This window comes from Paenibacillus sp. FSL R10-2796 (assembly GCF_037965315.1).
GTDB lineage: Bacteria > Bacillota > Bacilli > Paenibacillales > Paenibacillaceae > Paenibacillus_AQ > Paenibacillus_AQ odorifer.
In genome coordinates this window covers 3,981,433-4,005,141 of the sequence record NZ_CP150178.1, presented here as the reverse complement: position 1 = coordinate 4,005,141, position 23,709 = coordinate 3,981,433, and the positions used below count along the sequence as shown (strand labels likewise).

Below are 23,709 nucleotides of genomic sequence, written 5' to 3'. Positions count from 1 at the left end.
ATCCTAATTTAAAAATCTTAAGGGAAAGCATCCCGTTATTAACGTTATCGTAATCTGCGGTAACAACGTTAATGGCGGAAGCTTTCTCTTTTTTTTATGTGAAAAAGGGGGAAGTTCAGGTGGATTTTGCATCGAAGCTTGGGGTAGGGCAGATAATGGACGCCAGATACAGAATTATTGATCAGATTGGAACAGGTGGAATGAGTATTGTCTATCTTGCGGAGGATCTGCGTTTAAAGGGGAAACGTTGGGCTGTAAAAGAAAGTGTAAGCTCAGATGAGATGCCTTCAGACATTAAAGCTGAAGCGGAGATGCTAATGTGTCTGGATCACCCGCGGCTTCCACGTATTGTTGATTACTATCTTTCGGATCAAGAAGGGTATTCTTATTTAGTTATGGATTATATTGAAGGGATAACTTTAAGTCAGCTGATGAAGGATAATCCCGGACCATTGCCTTGTGAATTCATCCTACAAATAGCTAAACAGCTTTTAGAAGTCCTGCAATATTTACATGGTCATCATCCGCCCATTGTTTATCGTGATTTAAAGCCCTCTAATCTTATGTTAACTAAGCAAAAAGAATTGATGTTAATCGACTTCGGAATCGCTCGAAATTATAGAAAAGGAATCGTTGAAGATACGGTGAAGCTAGGTACAGTTGGGTTTGCGGCTCCTGAGCAGTATGGGAACGGGCAGAGTCAGCCGGTTTCTGATTTATATGGTCTTGGTGCATTGCTTTTATATATGGCTACCGGAGGCTTATGCAGCCACTGGGAGTCTGGAATGGAAAATAAGTTGCGTGACCATGTTCCCGCAGCTTTTATTCCTATAATTAGACGTTTATTACGGCCTCATCCGGAGGAAAGATATCAGGAGGCAACAGCTGTTATTCAAGCGCTGGTTCGTGTGGAGAATGATATGGATGAAGGTAATCCTTTAGCAGTGTCTGTGCCCCTAGCGGTTGATAAACGGAAGGCTAAAGTGATCGCCTTACTTGGAGTAGGGCCGGGACTTGGAACAACACATACTTCATTTGCAATTAGCAGTTATCTGGCACAGATCGGTTCAACAGCTTGGGTTGATCTATCACCGGATTCATCGGTTTATGAGCGTATGCACAATATGGTTGATGTGCAGAGCGCTTCAGTTCCTGATGAGAGCTCTGAGTCTGTATTTTCCTGGAGGAAGGTTCATTACTGGAAGCGACCTCACCATGGGGATGTAGCAGAGCTTATGAGAGGAGCTTATCAATTTGTGGTATTAGATCTGGGCACGGGTGGATTTGATGGAGCGCTGGAAGAAATCAAGCATAGCGATATTCCCATTCTAATTGCTTCTGGCGCCGATTGGCGATTGGAGGAATCTTTATTATGGATTAAACGGAGTGGGCTGCAGCCTGAACGGGAATGGAGAGTGGGTTTACCACTTGCTGAACACCAATCTGTTGAACTGTTGCGAAATTCTTTAGGTATAGATAGGGTTTATAATTTACCATGTCAGCAAGATCCATTTTTACAAAAAGGGAAGTTGGCAGAAGTAATTGCTGAGCTGTTAGGGGACATTAAGGGCGAGCGAAACGTTGGAAAACGCCGTGGTTTTTTCTTAAGATAGGCTATTGGGACTAACATTTAATTCAGTGTTCTGCTAAAGTGTGATAAAATATATATTTATACGTGATTTGATTTACGCATTATTTAAGTATAGACAGGAGCTTGCGGAGAATTTATGAGTTTACTTACTGTAGAAGACGTTTCCCACAATTTTGGGGATCGGACATTGTTCAAGAACGTGTCTTTCCGGTTGTTACCAGGAGAACATGTTGGAATTGTTGGAGCAAATGGCGTTGGTAAATCGACGCTAATGAACATTTTGACAGGAAAGCTTTTGAAGGATAATGGTAAAGTAGAGTGGACCCCTCGGGTGCGTTACGGTTATTTGGACCAACATACGATTCTTACACCGGGCAAAACGATTCGCGATGTTCTAAAGGACGCTTTTTTGCCACTGCTTGAGTTGGAGCAGGAAATGCTGAAGATCACAGAGCAGATGGGTGATGCTTCGCCTGAGGAACTAGAAGTACTACTGGAGCAGATGGGAGACATTCAGGAACAACTGGATATCGGAGATTTCTATCTGATTGATGTAAAAGTAGAGGAAATGGCCAATGGTTTAGGCCTGTCCGTGATTGGGCTAGATCGTGATGTTGCTTCTCTCAGTGGTGGTCAAAGAACCAAAGTGCTGCTGGCGAAGCTGCTACTGGAGAAACCCAATGTACTATTGCTTGATGAGCCTACCAACTATTTGGATGTTGAACATATCGATTGGCTGACCAACTATTTGAAACAGTACCCATATGCATTTATATTGATTTCCCATGACACTGAGTTTATGAATAAAGTCGTTAATGTCGTTTATCACTTAGAGTTCGGTAAATTGACCCGTTACACGGCGAACTATGAGAAATTCCTCGATATGGCGGAGATGAACAAAAACCAGCATATCGATGCCTATGAGAAGCAACAAGATTTTATCAAAAAACAAGAGGACTTCATCCAGCGGAATAAAGCGCGTGCTTCAACTTCAGGCCGGGCAAAAAGCCGTGAGAAGCAGCTTGATCGTATGGACCGAATTGATCGTCCTGAAGAAGCTTCTAAGCCGACCTTTAAGTTTAAAGAGAGCCGGGCAAGCGGCAAAACCGTCTTCGAAGGAATTGATTTTGAGATTGGTTATGATCGTCCGCTGCTGCCACAGCTAAACATGGTCATTGAACGTGGAGAGAAGATTGCTATTGTTGGCTGCAATGGTGTGGGTAAATCGACACTGCTGAAGACAATTCTGGGAGTGATCCCAACATACAGCGGCAAAACCTATCTTGGGGATTATCTGAACCCTGCATATTTCCAACAAGAAGTGAAAGCAGCTAGTCTTACACCCATTGAGGATGTCTGGAATGAATTCTCCAGTTTAACTCAGAACGAAGTTCGTGGACATCTGGCACGCTGTGGCCTAAAAAATGAACATATTACACGTCCGCTTAGTATGCTGAGTGGTGGGGAGCAAGCGAAGGTGCGTCTTTGTAAGCTTTTGATGCGCGAAAGCAACTGGGTGCTGTTCGATGAACCTACCAATCACCTTGACGTTATCGCTAAAGCAGAGTTGAAGCGCGCTTTGCAAGAATATAAAGGCACAGTCCTGCTTGTATCTCATGAACCTGATTTTTATGAAGATTGGGTTACGAAAATTTGGGATGTTGAGCAGTGGTCAGCTGTACAGGTATAGAATAATCATAAATCCGGAGAATAGCAGAGATCCTGCTGTTCTCCGCTTTTTGGATATGGGGAGGAGATAATGCATGTTTCATAACGCTGGGCGAGAAGATCGATACTCACGGCAGATACGTTTCACGCCATTTGGTACTGAAGGACAGCAGGGTCTCGCAAAATCAAAAGTGCTTGTAGTTGGTGCGGGTGCGTTAGGTACAGGGATTGCAGAGACATTAGTCCGCTGTGGGGTTGGGCATGTTCTCATCGTTGACCGCGATTATGTAGAGTGGAGTAACCTGCAGCGCCAACAGCTGTATACCGAGATGGATGCGCAGGAGAGAGCTCCAAAAGCCATTGCAGCCCAGAACAGACTGCAGCAGATTAATTCTGAGGTTGTCATAGAAGCGCATGTTATGGATGTGCGGAAGGAAGAGCTGGAAGGACTCATCTCAGGGGTGGACCTGATTATGGATGGGACTGATAATTTCGATACACGTCTCATCATTAATGATATTGCCCAAAAGAATAATATCCCTTGGATTTATGGAGCTTGTGTAGGAAGCTATGGAATTACATATACGATATTGCCTGGAGAAACGCCATGTCTTCATTGTCTTTTAGGTACAGTTCCACTAGGGGGAGATACCTGTGATACAGCGGGTATTCTCCCACAGGCCGTGCAATTGGTTACTGCAAATGCTACAGCTGAGGCGTTAAAGCTTCTCGGTAACCGTAAGGACCAATTACGGAATAAACTGCTGACTTTCGATGTATGGCGTAATGAACATCAAGAAATTGGCGTGAAAAGTGCTAAAAAGGAGAATTGTCCTTCTTGTGGGACTCATCCGATCTACCCTTATCTAACAGCCTTAAATACGGAACGAAGTGATGTGCTTTGTGGCAGGGATACCGTACAGATCCGCCCTGCCCGGCCGCAGAAACTTAACTTGCAGGAAACAGCCAGTCGTCTGTCTAGTTTAGGAGACGGTGAGGTAGAGAGCAATCCTTATCTAATTTCCTTTAAGGAAGGTCTTTACCGGATGGTGATCTTCGCAGATGGCCGGGCATTGATCCATGGAACGAAGGATATTGCCGCTGCCCGTAGCTTTTATCATCGATATTTTGGATAAAAAGCATAATAAACAGATCTTCAGGCCATTTCATAGGAATGGTCTCTTTGTTTTCCGGGGATTCTATATCTATTAATGGGATGCTGATGCATGTCTGATGGATACGGGGGATCTTCGTGAGTGAGCAAATGATATGGTACATGTCTGCGGGAAACGGAAGAGGAGAGGAAGAACTAGACGCTATTGCGAAAGTGTTTAATGATATCGGTCTGCAAATAACAAAAAGCGAAGATCCCGAAGATCTTCGCTTATCCATTTCTGAAGTAGAACCGGTATTACTGCTTGCTGATTTAGGCGAGGTGGGAACATGGGAAGGATGGAAAATCATTTCCGCAGTAAGAGATGAGGGAATGATTCTTCCGGTCATGGTGATTTCCGAAGAATTATCTGGTAACGGAGCAGTTGCAGCCTTTTTAGCCGGAGGGAATGATTTCATGACAAAACCACTACATACCGGTGAATTTAAATGTAGAATTCTAAATTTATTAACCCTCACGGGTCGGCGTCGAAATTTAAAACATCTGTTAAAGGTAGATGGTTTAATGCTCGATCCCAGCCGCAGGCTGGTCACCCGTGAAGGGATCGAGCTTAAGATGACGCATAAAGAATTCGATCTTCTATATTATCTCGCTGCGAATCGAGGGATTATATGTTCCCGCGAGGAAATACTCAAACAAGTATGGGGATATCAATTCCATGCAGATACCAATGTTGTAGATGTATACATCAGGCATATCCGCTTAAAAATTGATAAAGGGTACCGGAACAAGTTGATTCATACTGTTCGCGGAACAGGATATGTAATGAGGGTGCCCGAAGGCAGCACCACATCCTGAGACTAATTCTCTTTTATAGAAAAGACTCTACTATAGAGCTGTTGTTTACAGTACGCGGCGAGCCTTTAGATAAGTCTTTTTCCATGTACCAGAATTAAGATCAGAAACCGTAACACCTGGTTTACCGTAAGTGTGCAGAATTTTACCGTTTCCAGCGTAAACAGCTACGTGAGTTACATTTTTACCAGTTGCTCTGCTGCCGCTGGAGAAGAATACAAGATCGCCGACACGAAGGTTAGCTTTGGATACAGCAGTTCCTACTTTTGATTGAGCCGCAGCTGTGCGGGGTAATGATACATTATATTTATTAAAGATATGTTTCATAAAGGAAGAGCAGTCAAAAACCTTAGTAGTAGAAGTAGAGGCTCCGAATTTGTATGGAGTTCCCATAAAGTTTTTTCCGAAATTGACAACGCTTTGTCCTTTGGACACCGTAGCGGCTTCAACTTTAGTTGCACCTACACCAGTTGCCATCATTGTTCCTAAGCCCATTGTAGTAACCATTCCTATAACAATCGCTTTTTTTATCCATTGTTGTTTATTCATGTTGTAAGTACCTCCAAAGTTAGTATATCAATCTGTCTTGCTTGGCTTGTCTTGCTTGCCTGATTCGTAGTATAGCAGGTTATCTATGTCATAAAATTTGGTAGAGCAGCAATAAAGTGAGGCTGGGCCTGGGTTGTAAACGTTTTATTAAAAATTCATTAAAAGTTACAAAAAATTAATAACTTGATATTTTGAGCAATAAAATAAGCCGCAAACCCCTTGATATATAAAGGATTTAACGGCTTTTTAATTTTGAAACAAAAGTTACAAGGATGTTTCTATATCACTATGTATTTAGTCTTTGCTCTGGATAATCAGCAATAATCCACTACGTATTCTAACTGTTCCAGTGGAGGAAATCAGTTTGTTGCTTACACCTAGAGATTGCCCTAGCTTTAAAGTAGCATCATTCAAAGGATATTGAAATCCTTCTAATGTAATCCCTGTTACTTCAGGAGTTAATGGAAGCAAAGATACATAGGTGTAGCCCAAATCTTCAATGACTGTTTGGGATCCGGTAAGTGTCACATAGTTATTAGAATCCATCACGTAGCAATTGATTTGCCGTTGCAGAGCCCTTGTCATCATTTGAATGCTGGCTAAGGAGTGATCAATTCGAGTGCCTGTAACTCCTAATAGTAAAATAGAATCAGGTTGCTGATTCATTGCAATATCGAGTGCCATCTCACTGTCGGTTAAATCCTTGTTCACGGCGTCACAAGTGATTGTTTTTTTACTTTTGGATTGAATATCCTGAAAAGCCTCAGGCGATACAGAATCAAAATCACCTACCGCAATATCGGGTATATATCCATGTGAGATGAGGAATAATGCACCCCGGTCCGCACCGATAATAAAATCTTCTTCATCTAATAGAGCGAAATAATCCGGAGATAGTTCTCCACCGGCAAAAATAACAACTCGTTTGGATGGCATAACATCCATTCCTCCTCTAAAACTCTAGTTGGTTATCCTGTCCCAGTATAATGCAGATCGAAAAGTTGCACAATTGACCAAGACAACGCTAAAATGATAGTGTGCGATTTTTTATGTGCATAAATTCATATTTACTAATGTTTTAACAATTGGGAGGTGAATGAAATCGTAAACGTGCTATTTGTCTGTCTGGGTAATATTTGTCGCTCACCAATGGCGGAGGCCGTTCTGCGCCATAAGATTGATGAACGAGAGCTTTCACATAAGATTCTGGTTGACTCTGCGGGAACTGGAGATTGGCATATAGGTAAGGAACCGCATGAAGGGACTAGACGTATACTTGATCAAAACAAGATTAGTTATGCAAATATGGCAGCGCGTTTGGTCAGTAGCGAGGATTTTCAGAAGTTTGATTATATCGTCTGCATGGACAAGTCTAATGGAGAGAATGTTCGAAAGGTTCCTGGTGGGGAAGAGGCTAAGCTTTTGTTCTTCATGGATTTATTGCCTGAGGAAGAATTGAGAGAAGTACCAGACCCTTATTTTACAGGTAATTTTGAACAGGTATATGATTTGATCAATGCAGGCTGTGACGTGTTGCTAGAAATGTTGATAAGAGAAAAGCTGTAACCCGGTTGGGTTCCAGCCTCTCTGATTAGTATTAAAGTGAATTAAGGAAATTTTCTGGATTAAACTGTAAGCGTAAACACGGCTGAAATCTACATACGTTCTTTAGATGTTCATTTTTTGCTTCTATCAATAAGGCATTATGTGTTTAAAAAATAGAGTAGAGATACAGGGAGTTCCTTTTGCCAAAAGCCCCAGAGATGACGACCGTCTTTCTCCCGGTAGGATACGGTAGCTCCACGTGCTTCAAGCAATGCTTTTGTTTCTCTGTTCATCTGAACAAAATCATAGGTCCCAGTATCAGTCTGGTAATCTGTTTCCTGCAGTCCAACGACCATATTAATATTAAGCCAGGAGAGATCTTCCTCTTTAGCCAGCATGGCTTGTGATTCGGGATAGAATGCACCGGATAGGCTGATGATACGTGTGAAGATAGCTGGATAAGCAAGTGCCAGATGGAGGGAGACGCTGCCTCCAAGGGAATCGCCGGCTAAGATTCGTTCGTCGGGTGTACGGCGTACGGGATAATTTTTTTCAATGAAGGGAATAATCTCTTCGGAAAAGCAAGATAGGTACTCCTTGAATCGGCTGCCGAACGGAGCGTATTCTTGAGTCCGAACAGCGACGTTAACTTCTACACCAACGATAATGAAGGGCTCGACATCTTCTTCTATAATAAGTTGTCCAGCAAGTGTAGCAATGCGTCCAAAGTTGAAAAATTCTTCTCCGTCTTGGCAGTACACCACGGGGTAACTCAGAACTTCATTGTAGCCTGGGGGCAGATAGATACGTAATTTACGTTCCTCCTGCAGATGTTCACTCCAAAGCGTTTCTTTTACAATTGTGCGTTTCAGAAAAACAGAATCGCTCATCGTTGTCACGTCACCTTTCTTGTCGAATTTTGCAATACACACAGGGTTACGCTAAAATTATTAAATGTGTAACTGTGTTATTAATCATTTACTTGTTGGAAAAGTGTTAAACTGTTATATAAAATTTCCTCACCTGTTATACATACAAAATTTGAAGGAATATAAATTTTATAAGTATTTCTTTGACGAAAGTAACTAAACAGGTGTATAATAATATTATAACAGAGGCAGCTGATATTCAAATTTTTTTATTGAGGTGAAGATAATGAGTAAAGTTCCTTATGAAGTGTATACAGAGGACGTCGAGGCTCTATCGGTACTTTCCCCGGATGGAGAAATTATCAATAAGGATAAGATGCCAGATTTAACCGACGATCAACTGAAAGAAATTATGTATCGTATGGTATTTACCCGTACTTGGGATGATCGTGCAGTAAACCTTGGCCGTCAAGGTCGCCTTGGTTTCTACGCACCGGTATCCGGTCAAGAAGCTACCATGATTGGTAGTGAGTTCGCTTTGGAGAAAGAAGACTTTTTATGCCCAGGCTACCGTGATATTCCGCAGCTAGTATGGCACGGACTTCCATTGTACCAAGCTTTCTTATATTCCCGCGGTCACCAACATGGTGGAGCTATTCCTGATGGGGTTAATGTATTGATGCCACAAATTATCATTGGTGCGCAAATCCTGCACGCTACTGGTATTGCTATGGGCTTCAAATTGAAAAAACAAAAGAATGTTGCAATTACTTACACTGGTGATGGCGGTTCTTCAGAAGGTGACTTCTACGAAGGCTTGAACTTTGCTGGTCGTTTTAAACTGCCTGTAATCTTCTTTGTTCAAAACAACGGTTATGCGATTACGACTCCGTTCGCTAAACAAACGGCTTCCAAATCGATCGCTCACAAAGCGGTTGCAGCTGGTATTCCAGGGATTAAGGTTGACGGTATGGACATCTTTGCAGTAATCAGTGCTGTACGTGATGCTGCAGAACGTGCACGCAACGGCGAAGGTGCTACATTGATCGAAGCTGTAACTTACCGTTTCCGTCCACACTCCCTTTCTGACGATGCAAGTAAATATCGTTCGAAAGAAGAAGAAGGACAATGGAGTGAAAAGGATCCAATCGCCCGTCTTGCCAAGTATTTGGAGAAGAAAGGTCTTTGGACTGAAGAAGATACACTGCGCGTGAAAGATGAAGCGAAAGCTACTGTTAACGAGCAGATCAAAAAAGCTGAACAAACCGAAAAAATGACAATACCTGGCTTGATCGACAGCATGTTCGAAGTAACACCTAAACATCTGGAAGAGCAAAAAGCCGATTTTGAATAAGGGGGATATCAGGCAATGGCACAAATGAATATGAAAGAAGCGATTCGCGACGCGATGCGCGTTGAACTGAATCGTGACCCTAACGTTCTTATCTTCGGAGAGGATGTTGGTAATGTAGGTGGCGTTTTCCGTGTAACTGAAGGTCTGCAAAAGGAATTTGGCGAAGATCGTATTTTTGATACACCACTAGCTGAGTCTGCGATCGGCGGTCTGGCATTTGGTCTTGGTGTACAAGGCTTCCGTCCGATTGCTGAAATTCAATTCGTAGGTTTTATCTTTGAAGCACTGGATCAAATCGTTGTTCAAGCAGCACGTTTGCGCTGGCGTTCTGGCGGTAAATATAACGCTCCAGTAGTATTCCGTACTCCTTTTGGTGGCGGAGTTAAGGCTGCTGAGCTTCACACTGACTCACTCGAAGGTTTGATCGCACAAAGCCCAGGGATTAAAGTTGTAATTCCTTCAAACCCATATGATGCGAAGGGACTTCTAATCGCGTCTATCCGCGACAATGACCCTGTCTTCTTCATGGAGCACTTGAACCTTTATCATGCATTCCGTGCTGAAGTGCCAGAAGGTGAATATACAGTTGAACTTGGTAAAGCGAACGTAGTACGTGAAGGTTCTGACGTTTCGATCATTACTTACGGGCTGATGGTACATACAGCTACCAAAGCAGCCGAGCAACTCGAAAAAGAAGGCGTTAATGTTGAAATTATCGACCTTCGTACTGTAAGTCCAATCGACATCGATACTATTGTAGCGTCTGTGAAGAAGACTAACCGTGCTATCGTGGTGCAAGAAGCACAAAAGAGTGCGGGTGTAGCTGCTGAAGTTATCGCACAAATCAATGAAAAAGCACTACTGCACTTGGAAGCACCTGTGCTTCGTATCGCAGGTCCTGATACTGTGTATCCATTCGCACAAATAGAAGATACATGGCTTCCAAACCCTGCACGTATTATTGCAGGCGTGAAGAAAGTTTTGGAATTCTAAATATTTTTACGAGAAACAGTTGTCATCCATATGGATGACAACGTTGTTTCATCTTATAAAGTTTAAATCATAAGGTTAGTCCCAATTTCACGAGGAGGTTTTCAAAGTGGCAAAGTTTGAATACCGATTTCCTGAACTAGGTGAAGGTCTGCATGAAGGTGAAATCATCAAAATGCATATCAAAGCCGGTGACAAGGTAACGGATGATGATATCGTAATGGAAGTTCAAAATGACAAGGCGGTAGTTGAGGTGCCTTGCCCAGTAAACGGTACTGTATTGGAAGTTCTGACTAAAGACGGTCAAGTATGCCGTGTCGGTGAAGTAGTGGCTATTATCGAAGCAGAAGGTGACGTGCCTGATCAAGAGGGTGCTGCTACTGAAGCTCCTGCTGCTCAAGCGCCAGCTGCACCAGCTGCTCCAGCATCTAACAAAGCATCGAATTTTGAATATCGCTTCCCTGAGCTGGGTGAAGGTCTGCATGAAGGTGAAATCATCAAAATGCATATCAAAGCCGGTGACAAGGTAACGGATGATGACATCATCATGGAAGTTCAAAATGATAAGGCTGTAGTTGAGGTTCCATGTCCAGTGAATGGTACTGTATTGGAAGTTCTGACTAAAGATGGCCAAGTTTGCCGTGTAGGCGAAGTTGTTGCTATTATCGCTGCTGAAGGCGACGTTCCTGAACAAGAAGGTCATGCATCTGCTGAAGCCGACGCAGCAAAAGGAAGTGCAAACACTACTTCTTCCCCTGCAGCAACAAGCCCTGCTGATGCTAAAGAAGGCGGATCTGCAAGTGTAACTCCAGCTCCTGACCGCGATGTATTGGCTACACCAAGCGTTCGCAAATTTGCTCGTGAGCAAAAAGTGGATATTTCCAAAGTGAACGGAACTGGTAAAGGTGGTAAAATCACTCGTGAAGACGTAGAAGCCTTCTTGAAAGGTGGTTCTACACCAGCAGCTCCTGCAGCAGCAGCGTCGTCTGAAGCTCCTAAGGCTGCTAAAACCGAAGCTAAAGCAGCACCTGCAGCAGCTAGCGGTAACGTTAGTCTTGAAGAAGAACGTGTACCATTCAAGGGTATTCGTAAGGCGATCTCCAACGCAATGGTTAAATCGGCTTACACTGCTCCACACGTAACCATCATGGATGAAGTAGATGTTACTGAACTGGTAGCATTCCGTACACGTATGAAACCTATTGCTGAGAAAAAAGGCGTTAAGGTTACTTACCTTCCATTCATCGTTAAGGCACTTGTTGCAGCTTCCCGTCAATTCCCAGCACTCAATGCTATGATTGATGAAGAAGCAGGCGAAATTGTCTACAAGAAATACTACAATATCGGTATCGCTACTGATACACCAAACGGTTTGATCGTTCCAGTTATCAAAGACGCTGACCGTAAGAGCATTTGGATGATTGCTAGCAGCATCACTGACTTGGCCGTTCGTGGCCGTGACGGTAAATTGTCTGCTAACGAAATGAAGGGCAGCACGATCTCCATCAGTAACATCGGTTCTGCTGGCGGTATGTTCTTTACTCCAATCATCAACTTCCCTGAAGTGGCTATCCTCGGAACTGGCCGTATCAGTGAAAAAGCAGTTGTGAAAAATGGTGAAATCGTAGTTGCTCCAGTAATGGCGTTGTCACTCAGCTTTGACCACCGTATTATCGATGGTGCGACTGCTCAAAACTTTATGAACTACATTAAATCGCTGCTCAATAATCCTGAGCTGCTGGTTATGGAGGTATAATTATGGTAGTAGGAGACGCTTCACTAGATATTGATACATTGGTCATTGGTGCAGGTCCTGGTGGGTATGTGGCGGCAATTCGTGCCGCCCAGCTCGGCCAAAAAGTCCTCATCGTGGATAAATCGGAACTCGGCGGTGTATGTTTGAACCGTGGATGTATTCCTTCTAAAGCCTTGATCGCTGCTGCGCATCAATTTGAATCCGCACAGCATGGTGAAGTTTTCGGCGTTACAGCTGAGAATGTTAAAGTGGATTTTGCCAAAACTCAAGAATTCAAGAACAGCGTAGTTAAAAAAATGACTAGCGGTGTGACTAGCTTGATGAAGGGCAACAAAATTGAAGTATTTAACGGCGAGTGCATGTTTATCAGCGACACAGAAGCACGTGTGTTCAATGATCATGAATCTCCACGTTACCGCTTCAAACACTGCATCATTGCTACAGGTTCCCGTCCAATTGAACTTAAACCTTTCCCATTCGGCGGACGTATTCTGTCTTCGACTGAAGCTCTGGAACTTCCAGAAATTCCGAAGAGCATGATCGTAATCGGTGGTGGATACATCGGTGCCGAGCTTGGTCAAATGTACTCTAAATTTGGCACTAAAGTAACAATCATCGAAGGTTTGGATACTGTACTTCCAGGCTTTGATAAAGATATGACTCGTCTTGTAGCGAAAAACATGGCTAAAACTGGCATCGAAATCGTAACTAACGCTAAAGCTGAAAGTGCTGTTCAGAACGACAAAGAAGTAACCGTGAAATACTCTGTTGGTGGCGAGTCCAAAGAAGTTACAGCAGATTACTTGCTTGTAACTGTAGGTCGTCGTCCTAACACTGACGGTGAACTTGGTCTGGATCTGATCGGTCTTGAGCTCGACGAGCGCGGATTGATCAAAGTTGATCACCAAGGACGCACAAGCATTCCTACCATCTTCGCTATCGGCGACGTTGTTCCAGGTCTTGCTTTGGCTCACAAGGCTTCTTACGAAGGTAAAATCGCTGCTGAAGCAATTGCAGGACTTACATCTGTTGTTGACTACAAAGTCATCCCAGCTGTTGTATTTACAGATCCTGAGTGTTCAAGCGTTGGTTTGACTGAAAAAGAAGCAAAAGACAAAGGCTACAAAGTGAAAAGCGGCAAATTCCCATTCGCAGGAAATGGTCGCGCAGTATCTTTGAACAGCCCAGAAGGCTTCATCAAAATTGTTGCTAACTCCGAGAACAATTTGGTACTGGGAGCTCAAATCGTTGGTATCGAAGCTTCCAACTTGATCGCTGAACTTGGTTTGGCAATCGAAATGGGCGCAACGCTTGAAGATATCGCTTTGACTATTCATGCGCATCCAACCCTTGGCGAAATCGTCATGGAAGCTGCTGAATTGGTTGAAGGTCACCCAATTCATGTAATGAAATAATTTTTCTCCAAAAATTGCTCTAGCAGGCAACAGAAAGGCGGACGCAAATGCGTTCCGCCTTTTTTTGTGTTTTCCACTTTTTTGAAAAGAGATATACTGGGAGGAAGAGCAATTACTTAATCTGTATTTTATAAATATAGGGAGGTTCAATGATGAGAGCTGATAAATTAAAGCCTGGAGATGAGCTGCGTATTATCTCTCCTTCCAGAAGTTTGTCATTAATCGATGCTCAGCAAAGAAAAATCGCTAAAGAGCAGCTTGAACGGTTAGGTTTTCGGATATCCATTTCAACAAATTCTTTTGAGACGGATGATTTTGTTTCCTCTTCTATTGATTCGAGAATTGAGGATTTGCACGAAGCCTTTTTAGACCCCAAAGTGAAAGGAGTATTAACGACCATTGGGGGCTTCAATAGTAACCAGCTCCTGCGTTATATAGATTATTCAATCATTGCAGAGAATCCAAAGCGTTTATGTGGTTATTCGGATATTACTGCACTAAGTAATGCGATTTATGCTCAAACAGGATTAGTTACATACTCCGGACCGCATTTTTCCACATTTGCGATGCTCCACGATAATGAATATACCATCGAATATTTCCGCAAGCTGATGATGGACAATAAAGAAATTCTAGTGCAGCCTTCCAGGCATTGGAGTGATGATGAGTGGTATCTGGATCAGGAAAACCGGATATTTATTAAAAATGAAGGTCCGTTCATTATCAATGATGGGGAAGCGAAAGGAACGATTATTGGTGGCAATTTATGCACTTTAAATCTTTTGCAGGGAACAGAGTATATGCCAAGTTTAAAAAATTCTATCTTGTTCATTGAGGATGATTATGAGTCAGCACCTGCAACCTTTGATCGAGATCTGCAATCCCTAATTCATCAGCCTGAGTTTGAAGAGGTCAAAGGGTTGGTGATCGGCAGGTTCCAAAAAGAATCGCGTATGTCAAAGAAGCAGCTGACCACAATTATCCGCTCAAAAGAAGAATTATCCGATATTCCTGTGATTGCAGACGTGGACTTTGGACATACATCGCCGATGATTACCTTTCCTGTGGGTGGACAAGCAAGCCTTCGGGCTTATGGGGCAAGAGTGGAGCTTAGGATAGCGGAGTAGAGATACAATTGCTGAATCAATCCTTTATAATTGAATAGGTAACCCGATTATTAAATATATTTAAAAATTATCTTACCTTCTACAAAAATCGGATTTTTCAGATATAATATATGAGGTGAAATATTACGGAGGTGCAATACTTTGACGAATGAGTTAGAACAAACCTATTTGAATTTTTTACAATATATTTTGGATCATGGTGTGAAAAAAGAAGATCGTACAGGAACTGGTACAATTAGTGTATTTGGTTATCAGATGCGATTTGATTTATCAAAAGGCTTCCCGCTGTTTACAACAAAACGTACACCGTTTCGCTTAATTGCAAGTGAGTTATTGTGGTTTATTAAAGGTGATACCAACATTCGTTATTTATTGAAAAATAATAATCATATTTGGGATGAATGGGCTTTTAAAAGATGGGTTGAATCGGACGAATATGCTGGCCCGGATATGACAGACTTCGGGAATCGTTGTTTAGTTGATGAAGATTTTAATCAATTATATCAAGCAGAGATGAAAGCATTCTGTGATCGTGTCTTAGAAGATGATGAGTTTGCTGCCAAATATGGCGAGCTAGGAAACGTTTACGGTAAGCAATGGCGGAATTGGACATCTTCTACTGGCGAATCAATTGACCAATTACAAGATGTTATTCATCAGATCAAAACAAATCCTGATTCTCGGCGTTTAATTGTCAGCGCATGGAACCCGGAAGATGTTATAAATGCTGGGACGAAAGGAAGCAAAGCAGCGTTACCGCCCTGCCACGTTATGTTCCAGTTCTACGTTGCAAATGGTAAACTAAGCTGTCACTTGCTGCAACGCAGTGCGGACTCTTTTCTCGGGGCAAACTTCAATATTCCATCTTACTCCTTGCTTACGCATTTAATCGCATACGAATGTGGGCTAGAAGTAGGCGAGTTTGTATATAGCATTAGTGATGCGCACATCTATTCAAACCATGTTGAGCAAGTGAAAGAGCAATTATCAAGAGAATTAAGAGCATTGCCTACACTGGTTATTAATTCACAGAAGAAATCAATTTTTGATATTGAACTGGAAGATCTGGTCATTGAGGGGTACAATCCGCATCCTTCGATAAAAGCGCCGATCGCAGTATAACGTAATTGTAAATGAAGATTCGCAAATATAATTTTTGGCAATATAGTTTTTTACTTTAGTATGGAGGAAGGAGAGAACTTCATGAGTATTAGCTTAATATGGGCAATGGGTGCCAATCATGTCATAGGAAAAGATAACGATATGCCTTGGCATTTGCCGCTGGATTTTGCTTATTTCAAAGCAGAAACATTGGGCAAAAGAATGCTAATGGGCCGCAAAACATGGGATTCGCTCGGAGGCAAGCCCTTGAAGGGCAGAACGAGCCTAATTCTAACTAGGGATACTGATTATTCAGCTGAAGGTGCAGAGGTTCTACACACGCTTGAAGAGGCTCTCAGCGAGGGTAGAAAAGAAGATGAGCTGATGGTAATCGGTGGTGCGGAAATTTACCGGTTGATGTTGCCGTATGCTGACAAGTTGATGTTGACGCAGATCGAACAGGATTTTGAAGGAGATACCCGGTTTCCTGAGATTGACTGGAGGATGTGGAAAGAGGTCTCCAATATCAAGGGAATTCGTGATGAGAAGAATCCGTATGATTACCGTTTCCTTGTTTATGAACGTACGGAATAGCAATAAAACGTTTTCTCTGACATAACATGTGAAATAGTACAAATAATCAGTAGATTTATCCATTACTGTGCAAAAGTGATGAATGTTACTATAATTAAAATTAGAAATGATTATGTATAGGTATAGAATAGAATGTGCAGGTACTTCATTGCGTTGCTGACAACCATACGAAGCCGCAATATGCTACAATGTACTATACTTCAACACGAAGAGAACGGATGGGGGAAACGTAAACATGTCTACACCTACAGGTTTTATGGAGTATAAACGGCAGCTCCCAGGTGATCGGGATCCTGAGCAGCGGGTAAAGGACTGGGAAGAATTCCACCATCATTTATCCGAGGACGAGCTTCGGACACAGGGCGCACGTTGTATGGATTGCGGAACCCCCTATTGCCATACAGGTATTGATATGGCTGGCGGGACCTCAGGTTGTCCAGTACACAATTTAATTCCGGAATGGAATAACTTGGTGTATCGTGGACTCTGGAAAGAAGCACTGGAACGTCTGCATAAGACAAACAACTTTCCTGAATTCACAGGCAGTATTTGTCCCGCTCCCTGTGAAGGCTCTTGCACAGTGGGCTTGATCGGACAGCCGGTAACCATCAAAACAATTGAACTTGCGATCGTTGATAAGGGTTTTGAAGAGGGCTGGGTTGTACCTAATCCTCCGGAGAAACGGACTGGCAAAAAAATTGCAATCGTAGGCTCTGGACCTGCTGGACTTGCCGCAGCAGCACAGCTTAACAAGGCTGGACATTCTGTAACTGTATTTGAGCGCAGTGACCGCATTGGCGGACTGCTGACATATGGAATACCTACTATGAAGCTTGATAAAAAAGTTGTACAACGTCGTGTAGATTTGCTGGCTGCTGAAGGGATTAACTTCGTAGTGAACACTGAGATTGGTAAAGACATTCCGGCTCAGCAGCTTGTTGATGAGTATGATGCGGTCGTTCTGTGTGGTGGAGCTACTAAAGCACGCCGTTTCAACATTGAAGGCAGTGAGCTTAAGGGCGTTATGTATGCCATGGATTATTTAAATGGCACGATCAAGAGTTACTTGAATTCCAATCTGGAGGATGGTAACTATGTATCCGCTGAAGGTAAAGATGTAATCGTCTTGGGTGGCGGGGATACAGGATCTGACTGTGTTGCCACAGCGCTTCGTCATGGCTGCGGCAGTATCACTCAATTTGGTACACATGAAAAAGCGCCTCTGCAACGGGATCCGATTGCTAATCCTTGGCCACAATTTCCGAATGTGTACAGCTTGGATTATGCGCAAGAAGAAGCGAAAGCTATTTTTGGCGATGATCCGCGTGAATTCTCTATCATGACCACTAAATTTGTTGGGGATGAAGAGGGGAACTTGAAGGAGCTTCATACGGTGCAGATCCGCCGGATCGTGGATGAGACAGGTCGTAAAATCTACCAGCCCGTTCCTGGAACGGAAGCTGTATATCCTGCTCAACTCGCTCTCATCGCTATTGGTTTCGATGGACCGGAGCAAGATATTGTTGAGGAGCTTAACCTGGAGACTGATCGTCGTACCAATGTGAAAGCACGTTACGGCAAATTCAATACGAATGTGGATAAAGTGTTTGCTGCTGGCGATATGCGTCGTGGTCAAAGCTTGGTGGTCTGGGCCATCAATGAAGGTCGCGAAGCTGCACGTGAAGTGGATAAATACCTGATGGGCTCAAGCGTTCTTGTCTAGGCATTAATTCAAGAAGCCGTTTCAAAAGCAGTTTACCTGCTGGAGAAGCGGCTTCTTTTTGGAGCTGACGCTTGACGGAAATATTATTTTCATATAGATTTAATAAAATATCTAAATGACAAAAGCATTGACCAAGGACTTACGATCCTAGTAGCGTTAGAACAGAGAGGGAACTCACCGGCTGAAAGGTTCCTCAAATACGTGTGGATGGTATCCTGCCTGGGTAGCTGCAGCGTATAACCGCTGCCGGAATCGGCCGTTATTCGATCGAGGATCGCCAAATCAAGTGTAGACTATGTACGGGCTGGCGGTTAAATAAGGGTGGTATCACGACACATTCGTCCCTGACGAATGTGTCTTTTTGCGTTTAGAGCGTTCATTTTTTAGGGAGGGTATAAATATGCGTCAAAGTAATCTTTTATTAACAACTCTGCGTGAGGCACCTTCAGAGGCGGAGACAAGCAGTCATCAACTACTGCTGCGTGCGGGATATATCCGCCAATTAGCAGCGGGTGTGTATACTTATTTACCGCTTGGAAGAAGTGTTTTACGGAAAATAGAAGCGATTGTGCGGAATGAGATGGATGTCTCTGGGGCTCAGGAGGTATTGATGCCATCTATGCAGCCTGCGGAGCTCTGGAAAGAATCAGGCCGGTATGAGGTATACGGTAAGGAGCTGATGACGCTGCGGGATCGTCATGAGCGGGAATTCATACTAGGTCCTACACATGAGGAAGTAGTATCCACACTCGTACGGAATGAGATCAGCTCCTATCGAAAGCTTCCTATTACCGTATATCAGATTCAGACCAAGTTCCGAGATGAACGCCGACCACGTTTTGGACTGCTGAGAGGCAGAGAGTTTTTGATGAAGGATGCTTACTCTTTTGACACAAACCTGGAAGGTCTAGATAAATCATATATCCAAATGTTCGAGGCTTATCACCGGATATTTGAGCGATGTGGATTGAAATTCCGTGCTGTCCATGCGGATTCCGGTGCGATTGGAGGCGAGGGTGGCAGTCATGAATTTATGGCGCTGGCTGATATTGGGGAGGATACGATTGCTGCATGCACCGTTTGTGATTATGCGGCCAATCTGGAACAGGCAGAGTCCGTGCGGCCTGTAAAAAATGAAGTTGTCATACAAGTACCAGAGATAGAGAAATTCCTCACTCCTGATTTGCGCACAATTGAGCAACTAGAGCAGGAGCTAGATATCCGGCCAGACCAGATTATCAAAACATTAATCTATGAAGGTGACGGACAGATTTTTGCTGTATTGGTCCGGGGTGATCATGAAGTCAATGAAATAAAGGTAAGTAAATATTTAGGAACGAATGAGATTAAGCTTGCTGACTACGAGTCTGTGAAATCCTTAGCGGGCGTTGAAAGTGGATTTGTAGGACCTGTAGGCTTAACGCTTAATGTCCTAGCAGATGCGGCAGTAGCTGATATGACTCAAGGGATTACAGGGGCGGGAGAAAAAGATTATCACTTCTGTAATGTCGTACCCGGCAGAGATTTTTCGCTTGGGCATGTGGGGGATTTTCGGAATGTAGCAGAAGGTGAAGTTTGTCCGCATTGTTTGGAGGGTATTTTGCATTTTCATCAAGGGATTGAAGTGGGTCATGTCTTCAAATTAGGTACTAAATACAGTGAAAAGCTAGGCGCTTCTTACTTAGATTCTTCAGGCAAAAGTCAACCTATGATTATGGGCTGTTACGGAATTGGTATCTCACGGCTTTTATCCGCTATTGCTGAACAGCATCATGATGAGGATGGATTAATATGGCCAGCAGCATTGGCACCTTATCAGGTTCATATCTTGATAATGTCCGTCAAGGATAGTGAGCAGCGGACGGTTGCCGAAGGTCTCTATGATCAACTAACCAAGCTTGGCATAGAGACGCTGATTGATGATAGGGATGAACGCGCTGGCGTGAAATTTAAAGATTCAAGCTTGATCGGGATACCTCTATCAATAGTTGTGGGCAAGGAAGCATCACAGGGAAGAGTAGAGTATCTGAACCGAAACACAGCGGGGAAAGAAGTCTTAGAAATTATGGAAGCTGTGTCTCGGATCAAACAATTCTATTCACCGCTGATATAAATGATCTTTTTTCATTTAATGGGAATGCCAATGATCAGGGCAGGAGAGTGTTGCTGGTAATTTTGTGAGAGTATTGCCTTTTGCCGCATTGATCTGTGCCTGAGTGAGAAAGAGAGCTTCTGCTAAATTAGCACCTCTGAGGTCAGTATCGCGAAAGTCTGCCCCAATAAGGTCTGCACCTCTGAGATCAGCGTCCCTAAGGTCTGCGGCTATTAAATAGGCTCCTCTCAAATTGGCGCCTCTGAGATCGGCTCCTTTGAGCTTAGCTCCCATAAGGTCGGCACCTCGACTGAAATTCTTCGCTGATTTTTTTAGTTTACGGCGAGCCTCAGTTCGTACAAGGTCACTGACCTGCAACAGTAACATATTGATTTTTGCTCGATGAGCGGCAACATCCACTTTTGCAAGTGCTTCAGGATTAAGTAAAGTGAGCTGTTCCGTTTCATCGAGAGCTGTTTGCAGCTCCGTATGGATTGTACGGGTTATTTCTAAGTTTAAAGATTCATGTAAATACCAGAGCAGCTCGTGCAAATGCCACATGATCGGAAATACCTCGAACATTTGCTTCGCAGTTTTCGGATTTTTCCTCCAGTCTTCTCCAGCATAAGGGACTTGAGAAATCTTTTGCCCAGCTCCAAAACAGTCATAGACCGTGCAACCACGGTAGCCTAATTCTCTTAGCTCTGTATGTACACCACAGCGAAAGTCCGACTGTAGATTGTGACATGGCTGTCCAGCGTCTTTGTCTCTAGCGAAATCTATGGAAGCAGCAAAAGGCAATGCGGCACAACACAAGCCAAAGCACTGCTCACAATCCGCCTTCAGGGCAGAGAGCCTTCGATCAGAAAAAGGTTCAGTAAATCTGTGATTCTCATACAAGGTTTGTTTCCCTCCGATATATGAATACGCTTATACCAACTTATTTTAAATCAAACGAAAGATTATGAAAAGTCCGGTCGATTAAAAAAAACTGAGGTTAATGTTATAATAGAGTACTGGACCTATTTTGGACTTAAGAACGAGAAGGTAAGGAGCGAATGTTTTTGAAGACACTTATTATTGCGGAGAAACCGGACATGGGGCGGAATATCGCCGCCGCAATAGAACCAAAGGCTAAAAATTACCGTTCCTATCTTGAAGGGGAGCAGTACATTATTACATGGGCAATAGGGCATCTAATCGGATTGGCTGAGCCGGATGCATATGATGTGAAATACAAAAAATGGAATATTAATGATCTTCCCATTATTCCGGACCCATTCAAGCTAGTTCCTAATGCGCGCACCATTGATCAGCTGAAGGTAATCGGAGAGCTGGCTAAACGAAGCGATCTGCTAGTAAATTCTTGTGATGCCGGGCGAGAAGGCCAGCATATATTTTCGCTCATTCAGCGGCATTTGAAGCTTGAACATCCTGTGAAGCGGCTGTGGATTTCCGATTTGACACCAGAGACAATCCGCAAAGGCTTTCAAGAGCTAAAGGATGGGGCGGAGTACGAGAATCTAACCAAAGCAGCAAAAGCGCGCAGTGAAGCCGATTGGTTAATCGGTATGAACGGATCACGTGCATTTACTACGAAACATAATGTGCTGCTGTCGGTGGGGAGAGTTCAGACCCCAGTACTTGCACTTATTTATGATCGCCAGAAGACGATTGAGGCGTTCTCATCCCTTAAGTTTTTTGAGGTGGAGGGCCATTTTACACAAAATGAAATGACCTATAAAGGCATGTGGCAGGGTGACCGGCTGACTGATGGTGAGAAGGCGGAGGCGCTGGCTGCCAAGGTCAAAGGAAAACCGGGACGTATTGAATCTTATGAGGTTAAGGAAACGAAAGAGTACCCGAATAAACTGTATGATTTAACGCTGTTGCAGCGGGAGGCGAATGGGAAGTACGCTTTTTCCGCTAAAAAAACACTCGATATCGCACAAGCCTTATATGAAAAGCATAAGGTGATATCCTATCCGCGGACGAATTCTAACTATGTTACAGAACAAAATATTCCGGAGATGCATAAGACTTTATCTGCGCTCCAAGGGACGGCTTATGATGAATGGGTGAAGGGCGCGAATCGTAATCTCGTTCATAAAGGAAACAAATTTATCTGCAATCCCTCCAAGGTAGAGGATCACCATGCGATTTTGCCTACATATCGGAAAGCAACAGGGCTTAGTGCGGATGAGGGGAAGCTGTATGATTTGATTGTGCGGCGTTTTTTGTCACAGTTCTATCCGGCTGCGGAATATAAAGTGCATACGGTTATGACTGATGTAGAGGACGAAAAGTTCAAAACTACTGTTAAGGAATTATTAAGTCTCGGCTGGAAGGTCATTTACGCGGACCAGAAAAAAGATAAAGCGAAGTCGTCCAAGGGAAAAAACAAGGATGATGAGGAAGACGAAGAGATTGAAGTGAATGAACCGTTCGCAATCGCTCCGGCAGATGAGGTGATCTGTAGTGACGCTATCGTTAAAGAGAAAGATACACAGCCGCCAAAGCATTATACGGAAGGCACGCTGCTTAGAGCGATGGAAAGTGCCGGAAAGCAGATTGAAGACGAAGAGCTTCGGGATGCTATGAAGGATTCAGGGCTGGGTACTCCAGCCACACGAGCAGCAACCATTGAACGGCTTAAGAATGTCGGATACATTGAAATGCAAGGCAAAAAAATCGCCATCACGCAAAAAGGACGAACGGCTATTGAACTGATACGTGGAGCGGGCATCGAGCTGTTGACTTCACCTGAAATGACCGGCCAGTGGGAACGTCGCTTGAACGAAATATCAAGAGGAACGGCGTCGGACGGACAATTTATGGAGAATGTAAAAAGATTTGCCTGCATGATCGTGGACAAGGTTCGTGTGCAGTCTCGGGCGTCCAAAACTTCTTTTGAAGGGGAAACTCCTTCTGTGAATACAGGGGCTAAAGGTCGGAGTGGTGGAGGTACATCTCGTAAAACCAGCGATAAACCTGCCGCGCCAAGAAAACGTAAACCAGCTAACGAAGAAGAATCAGCAAATTCAGGTCCGAAAATTATCGGAAACTGCCCGCGTCCTGGCTGTGGCGGGATGATTTTTATGGGTAAAAAAGGCTACGGCTGCTCTCATTACAAAGAAGGCTGCAAGTTCGTGATCTGGAAAGAGAACCACGGGCGTACCCTTACAGATACACAAGTAAAGGCATTGATTGAAAAGGGCCGTACGGGTAAGCTGAAGCTTGCGAGCGAAGACGGCACCCCGCTGGAAGGCAAACTTGTGCTTAATAATATGGATACGGGTCAATTAACAGTGGAGTCATAGTCTAACTAGAAGTTTGTATGGATCACGGGTGATTACATCACATTTG

General features: G+C 43.5%; 19 protein-coding genes. 15 read left to right on the top strand and 4 right to left on the bottom strand.

Annotation, left to right across the window (positions count from 1 at the left end):
* Positions 1-119: 119 nt before the first annotated feature.
* From NST58_RS18115 to NST58_RS18100, 4 genes are all read left to right on the top strand, one after another.
* Positions 120-1,613, top strand: coding sequence for a serine/threonine-protein kinase (locus tag NST58_RS18115; protein ID WP_339243709.1), 1,494 nt, complete (start codon positions 120-122; stop codon positions 1,611-1,613).
* Between the two features lie 114 nt (positions 1,614-1,727).
* Complete coding sequence (locus NST58_RS18110) at positions 1,728-3,281, top strand: ABC-F family ATP-binding cassette domain-containing protein (RefSeq protein WP_339243707.1); 1,554 nt, start codon at positions 1,728-1,730, stop codon at positions 3,279-3,281.
* Positions 3,282-3,354: 73 nt separating this feature from the next.
* Positions 3,355-4,395 (top strand): ThiF family adenylyltransferase, encoded by a 1,041-nt coding sequence (locus NST58_RS18105; protein ID WP_339243705.1) that lies wholly within the window; start codon positions 3,355-3,357, stop codon positions 4,393-4,395.
* Between the two features lie 116 nt (positions 4,396-4,511).
* Positions 4,512-5,231: a response regulator transcription factor gene (locus NST58_RS18100; protein ID WP_076128431.1), complete on the top strand. Its 720-nt coding sequence runs from the start codon at positions 4,512-4,514 to the stop codon at positions 5,229-5,231.
* 45 nt (positions 5,232-5,276) lie between these two features.
* On the opposite strand, the gene NST58_RS18095 is transcribed toward NST58_RS18100, so the two are convergent.
* On the bottom strand, positions 5,277-5,777 hold the full coding sequence (locus tag NST58_RS18095; RefSeq protein ID WP_076128433.1) for a C40 family peptidase: 501 nt from the start codon (positions 5,775-5,777) through the stop codon (positions 5,277-5,279).
* Positions 5,778-6,071: 294 nt separating this feature from the next.
* Positions 6,072-6,713: a thiamine diphosphokinase gene (locus NST58_RS18090; RefSeq protein WP_036687693.1), complete on the bottom strand. Its 642-nt coding sequence runs from the start codon at positions 6,711-6,713 to the stop codon at positions 6,072-6,074.
* A gap of 165 nt (positions 6,714-6,878) precedes the next feature.
* Here NST58_RS18090 and NST58_RS18085 point away from each other — a divergent pair, with 165 nt between their 5' ends.
* Positions 6,879-7,343, top strand: a complete 465-nt coding sequence (locus NST58_RS18085) for a low molecular weight protein-tyrosine-phosphatase (protein ID WP_076128445.1) — start codon at positions 6,879-6,881, stop codon at positions 7,341-7,343.
* Between the two features lie 137 nt (positions 7,344-7,480).
* Here NST58_RS18085 and NST58_RS18080 read toward each other — a convergent pair whose 3' ends face one another.
* Positions 7,481-8,212, bottom strand: a complete 732-nt coding sequence (locus tag NST58_RS18080) for an alpha/beta hydrolase-fold protein (RefSeq protein ID WP_339243703.1) — start codon at positions 8,210-8,212, stop codon at positions 7,481-7,483.
* A gap of 265 nt (positions 8,213-8,477) precedes the next feature.
* Between NST58_RS18080 and pdhA the strand changes: the two genes are divergently transcribed.
* The 9 genes from pdhA (at position 8,478) to NST58_RS18035 (ending at position 20,364) form a co-directional block, all read left to right on the top strand.
* Positions 8,478-9,545 carry a pyruvate dehydrogenase (acetyl-transferring) E1 component subunit alpha gene (pdhA, locus tag NST58_RS18075; protein WP_038571556.1) on the top strand — a complete coding sequence of 356 codons (1,068 nt, stop codon included), beginning with the start codon at positions 8,478-8,480 and terminating at the stop codon, positions 9,543-9,545.
* A 15-nt stretch (positions 9,546-9,560) separates the two neighbouring features.
* On the top strand, positions 9,561-10,538 hold the full coding sequence (locus NST58_RS18070; RefSeq protein WP_038571553.1) for an alpha-ketoacid dehydrogenase subunit beta: 978 nt from the start codon (positions 9,561-9,563) through the stop codon (positions 10,536-10,538).
* Positions 10,539-10,644: 106 nt separating this feature from the next.
* Positions 10,645-12,291 carry a 2-oxo acid dehydrogenase subunit E2 gene (locus NST58_RS18065; RefSeq protein WP_076184428.1) on the top strand — a complete coding sequence of 549 codons (1,647 nt, stop codon included), beginning with the start codon at positions 10,645-10,647 and terminating at the stop codon, positions 12,289-12,291.
* Positions 12,292-12,293: 2 nt separating this feature from the next.
* The gene (gene lpdA / locus NST58_RS18060; protein WP_036687684.1) at positions 12,294-13,706 is read left to right on the top strand and encodes a dihydrolipoyl dehydrogenase; all 1,413 of its coding nucleotides are present in this window, start codon (positions 12,294-12,296) and stop codon (positions 13,704-13,706) included.
* A 152-nt stretch (positions 13,707-13,858) separates the two neighbouring features.
* Positions 13,859-14,833 (top strand): S66 peptidase family protein, encoded by a 975-nt coding sequence (locus NST58_RS18055; RefSeq protein WP_339248784.1) that lies wholly within the window; start codon positions 13,859-13,861, stop codon positions 14,831-14,833.
* 141 nt (positions 14,834-14,974) lie between these two features.
* Complete coding sequence (locus NST58_RS18050) at positions 14,975-15,955, top strand: thymidylate synthase (protein WP_076184426.1); 981 nt, start codon at positions 14,975-14,977, stop codon at positions 15,953-15,955.
* A gap of 81 nt (positions 15,956-16,036) precedes the next feature.
* The gene (locus tag NST58_RS18045; RefSeq protein ID WP_076130027.1) at positions 16,037-16,528 is read left to right on the top strand and encodes a dihydrofolate reductase; all 492 of its coding nucleotides are present in this window, start codon (positions 16,037-16,039) and stop codon (positions 16,526-16,528) included.
* Positions 16,529-16,763: 235 nt separating this feature from the next.
* Positions 16,764-18,251, top strand: a complete 1,488-nt coding sequence (locus NST58_RS18040) for a glutamate synthase subunit beta (protein WP_076130028.1) — start codon at positions 16,764-16,766, stop codon at positions 18,249-18,251.
* Positions 18,252-18,651: 400 nt separating this feature from the next.
* The gene (locus NST58_RS18035; protein ID WP_339243700.1) at positions 18,652-20,364 is read left to right on the top strand and encodes a proline--tRNA ligase; all 1,713 of its coding nucleotides are present in this window, start codon (positions 18,652-18,654) and stop codon (positions 20,362-20,364) included.
* A gap of 15 nt (positions 20,365-20,379) precedes the next feature.
* Here NST58_RS18035 and NST58_RS18030 read toward each other — a convergent pair whose 3' ends face one another.
* On the bottom strand, positions 20,380-21,243 hold the full coding sequence (locus tag NST58_RS18030; protein WP_339243699.1) for a pentapeptide repeat-containing protein: 864 nt from the start codon (positions 21,241-21,243) through the stop codon (positions 20,380-20,382).
* Between the two features lie 164 nt (positions 21,244-21,407).
* Here NST58_RS18030 and NST58_RS18025 point away from each other — a divergent pair, with 164 nt between their 5' ends.
* Positions 21,408-23,663, top strand: coding sequence for a type IA DNA topoisomerase (locus tag NST58_RS18025; RefSeq protein WP_076130057.1), 2,256 nt, complete (start codon positions 21,408-21,410; stop codon positions 23,661-23,663).
* Positions 23,664-23,709: the final 46 nt, after the last annotated feature.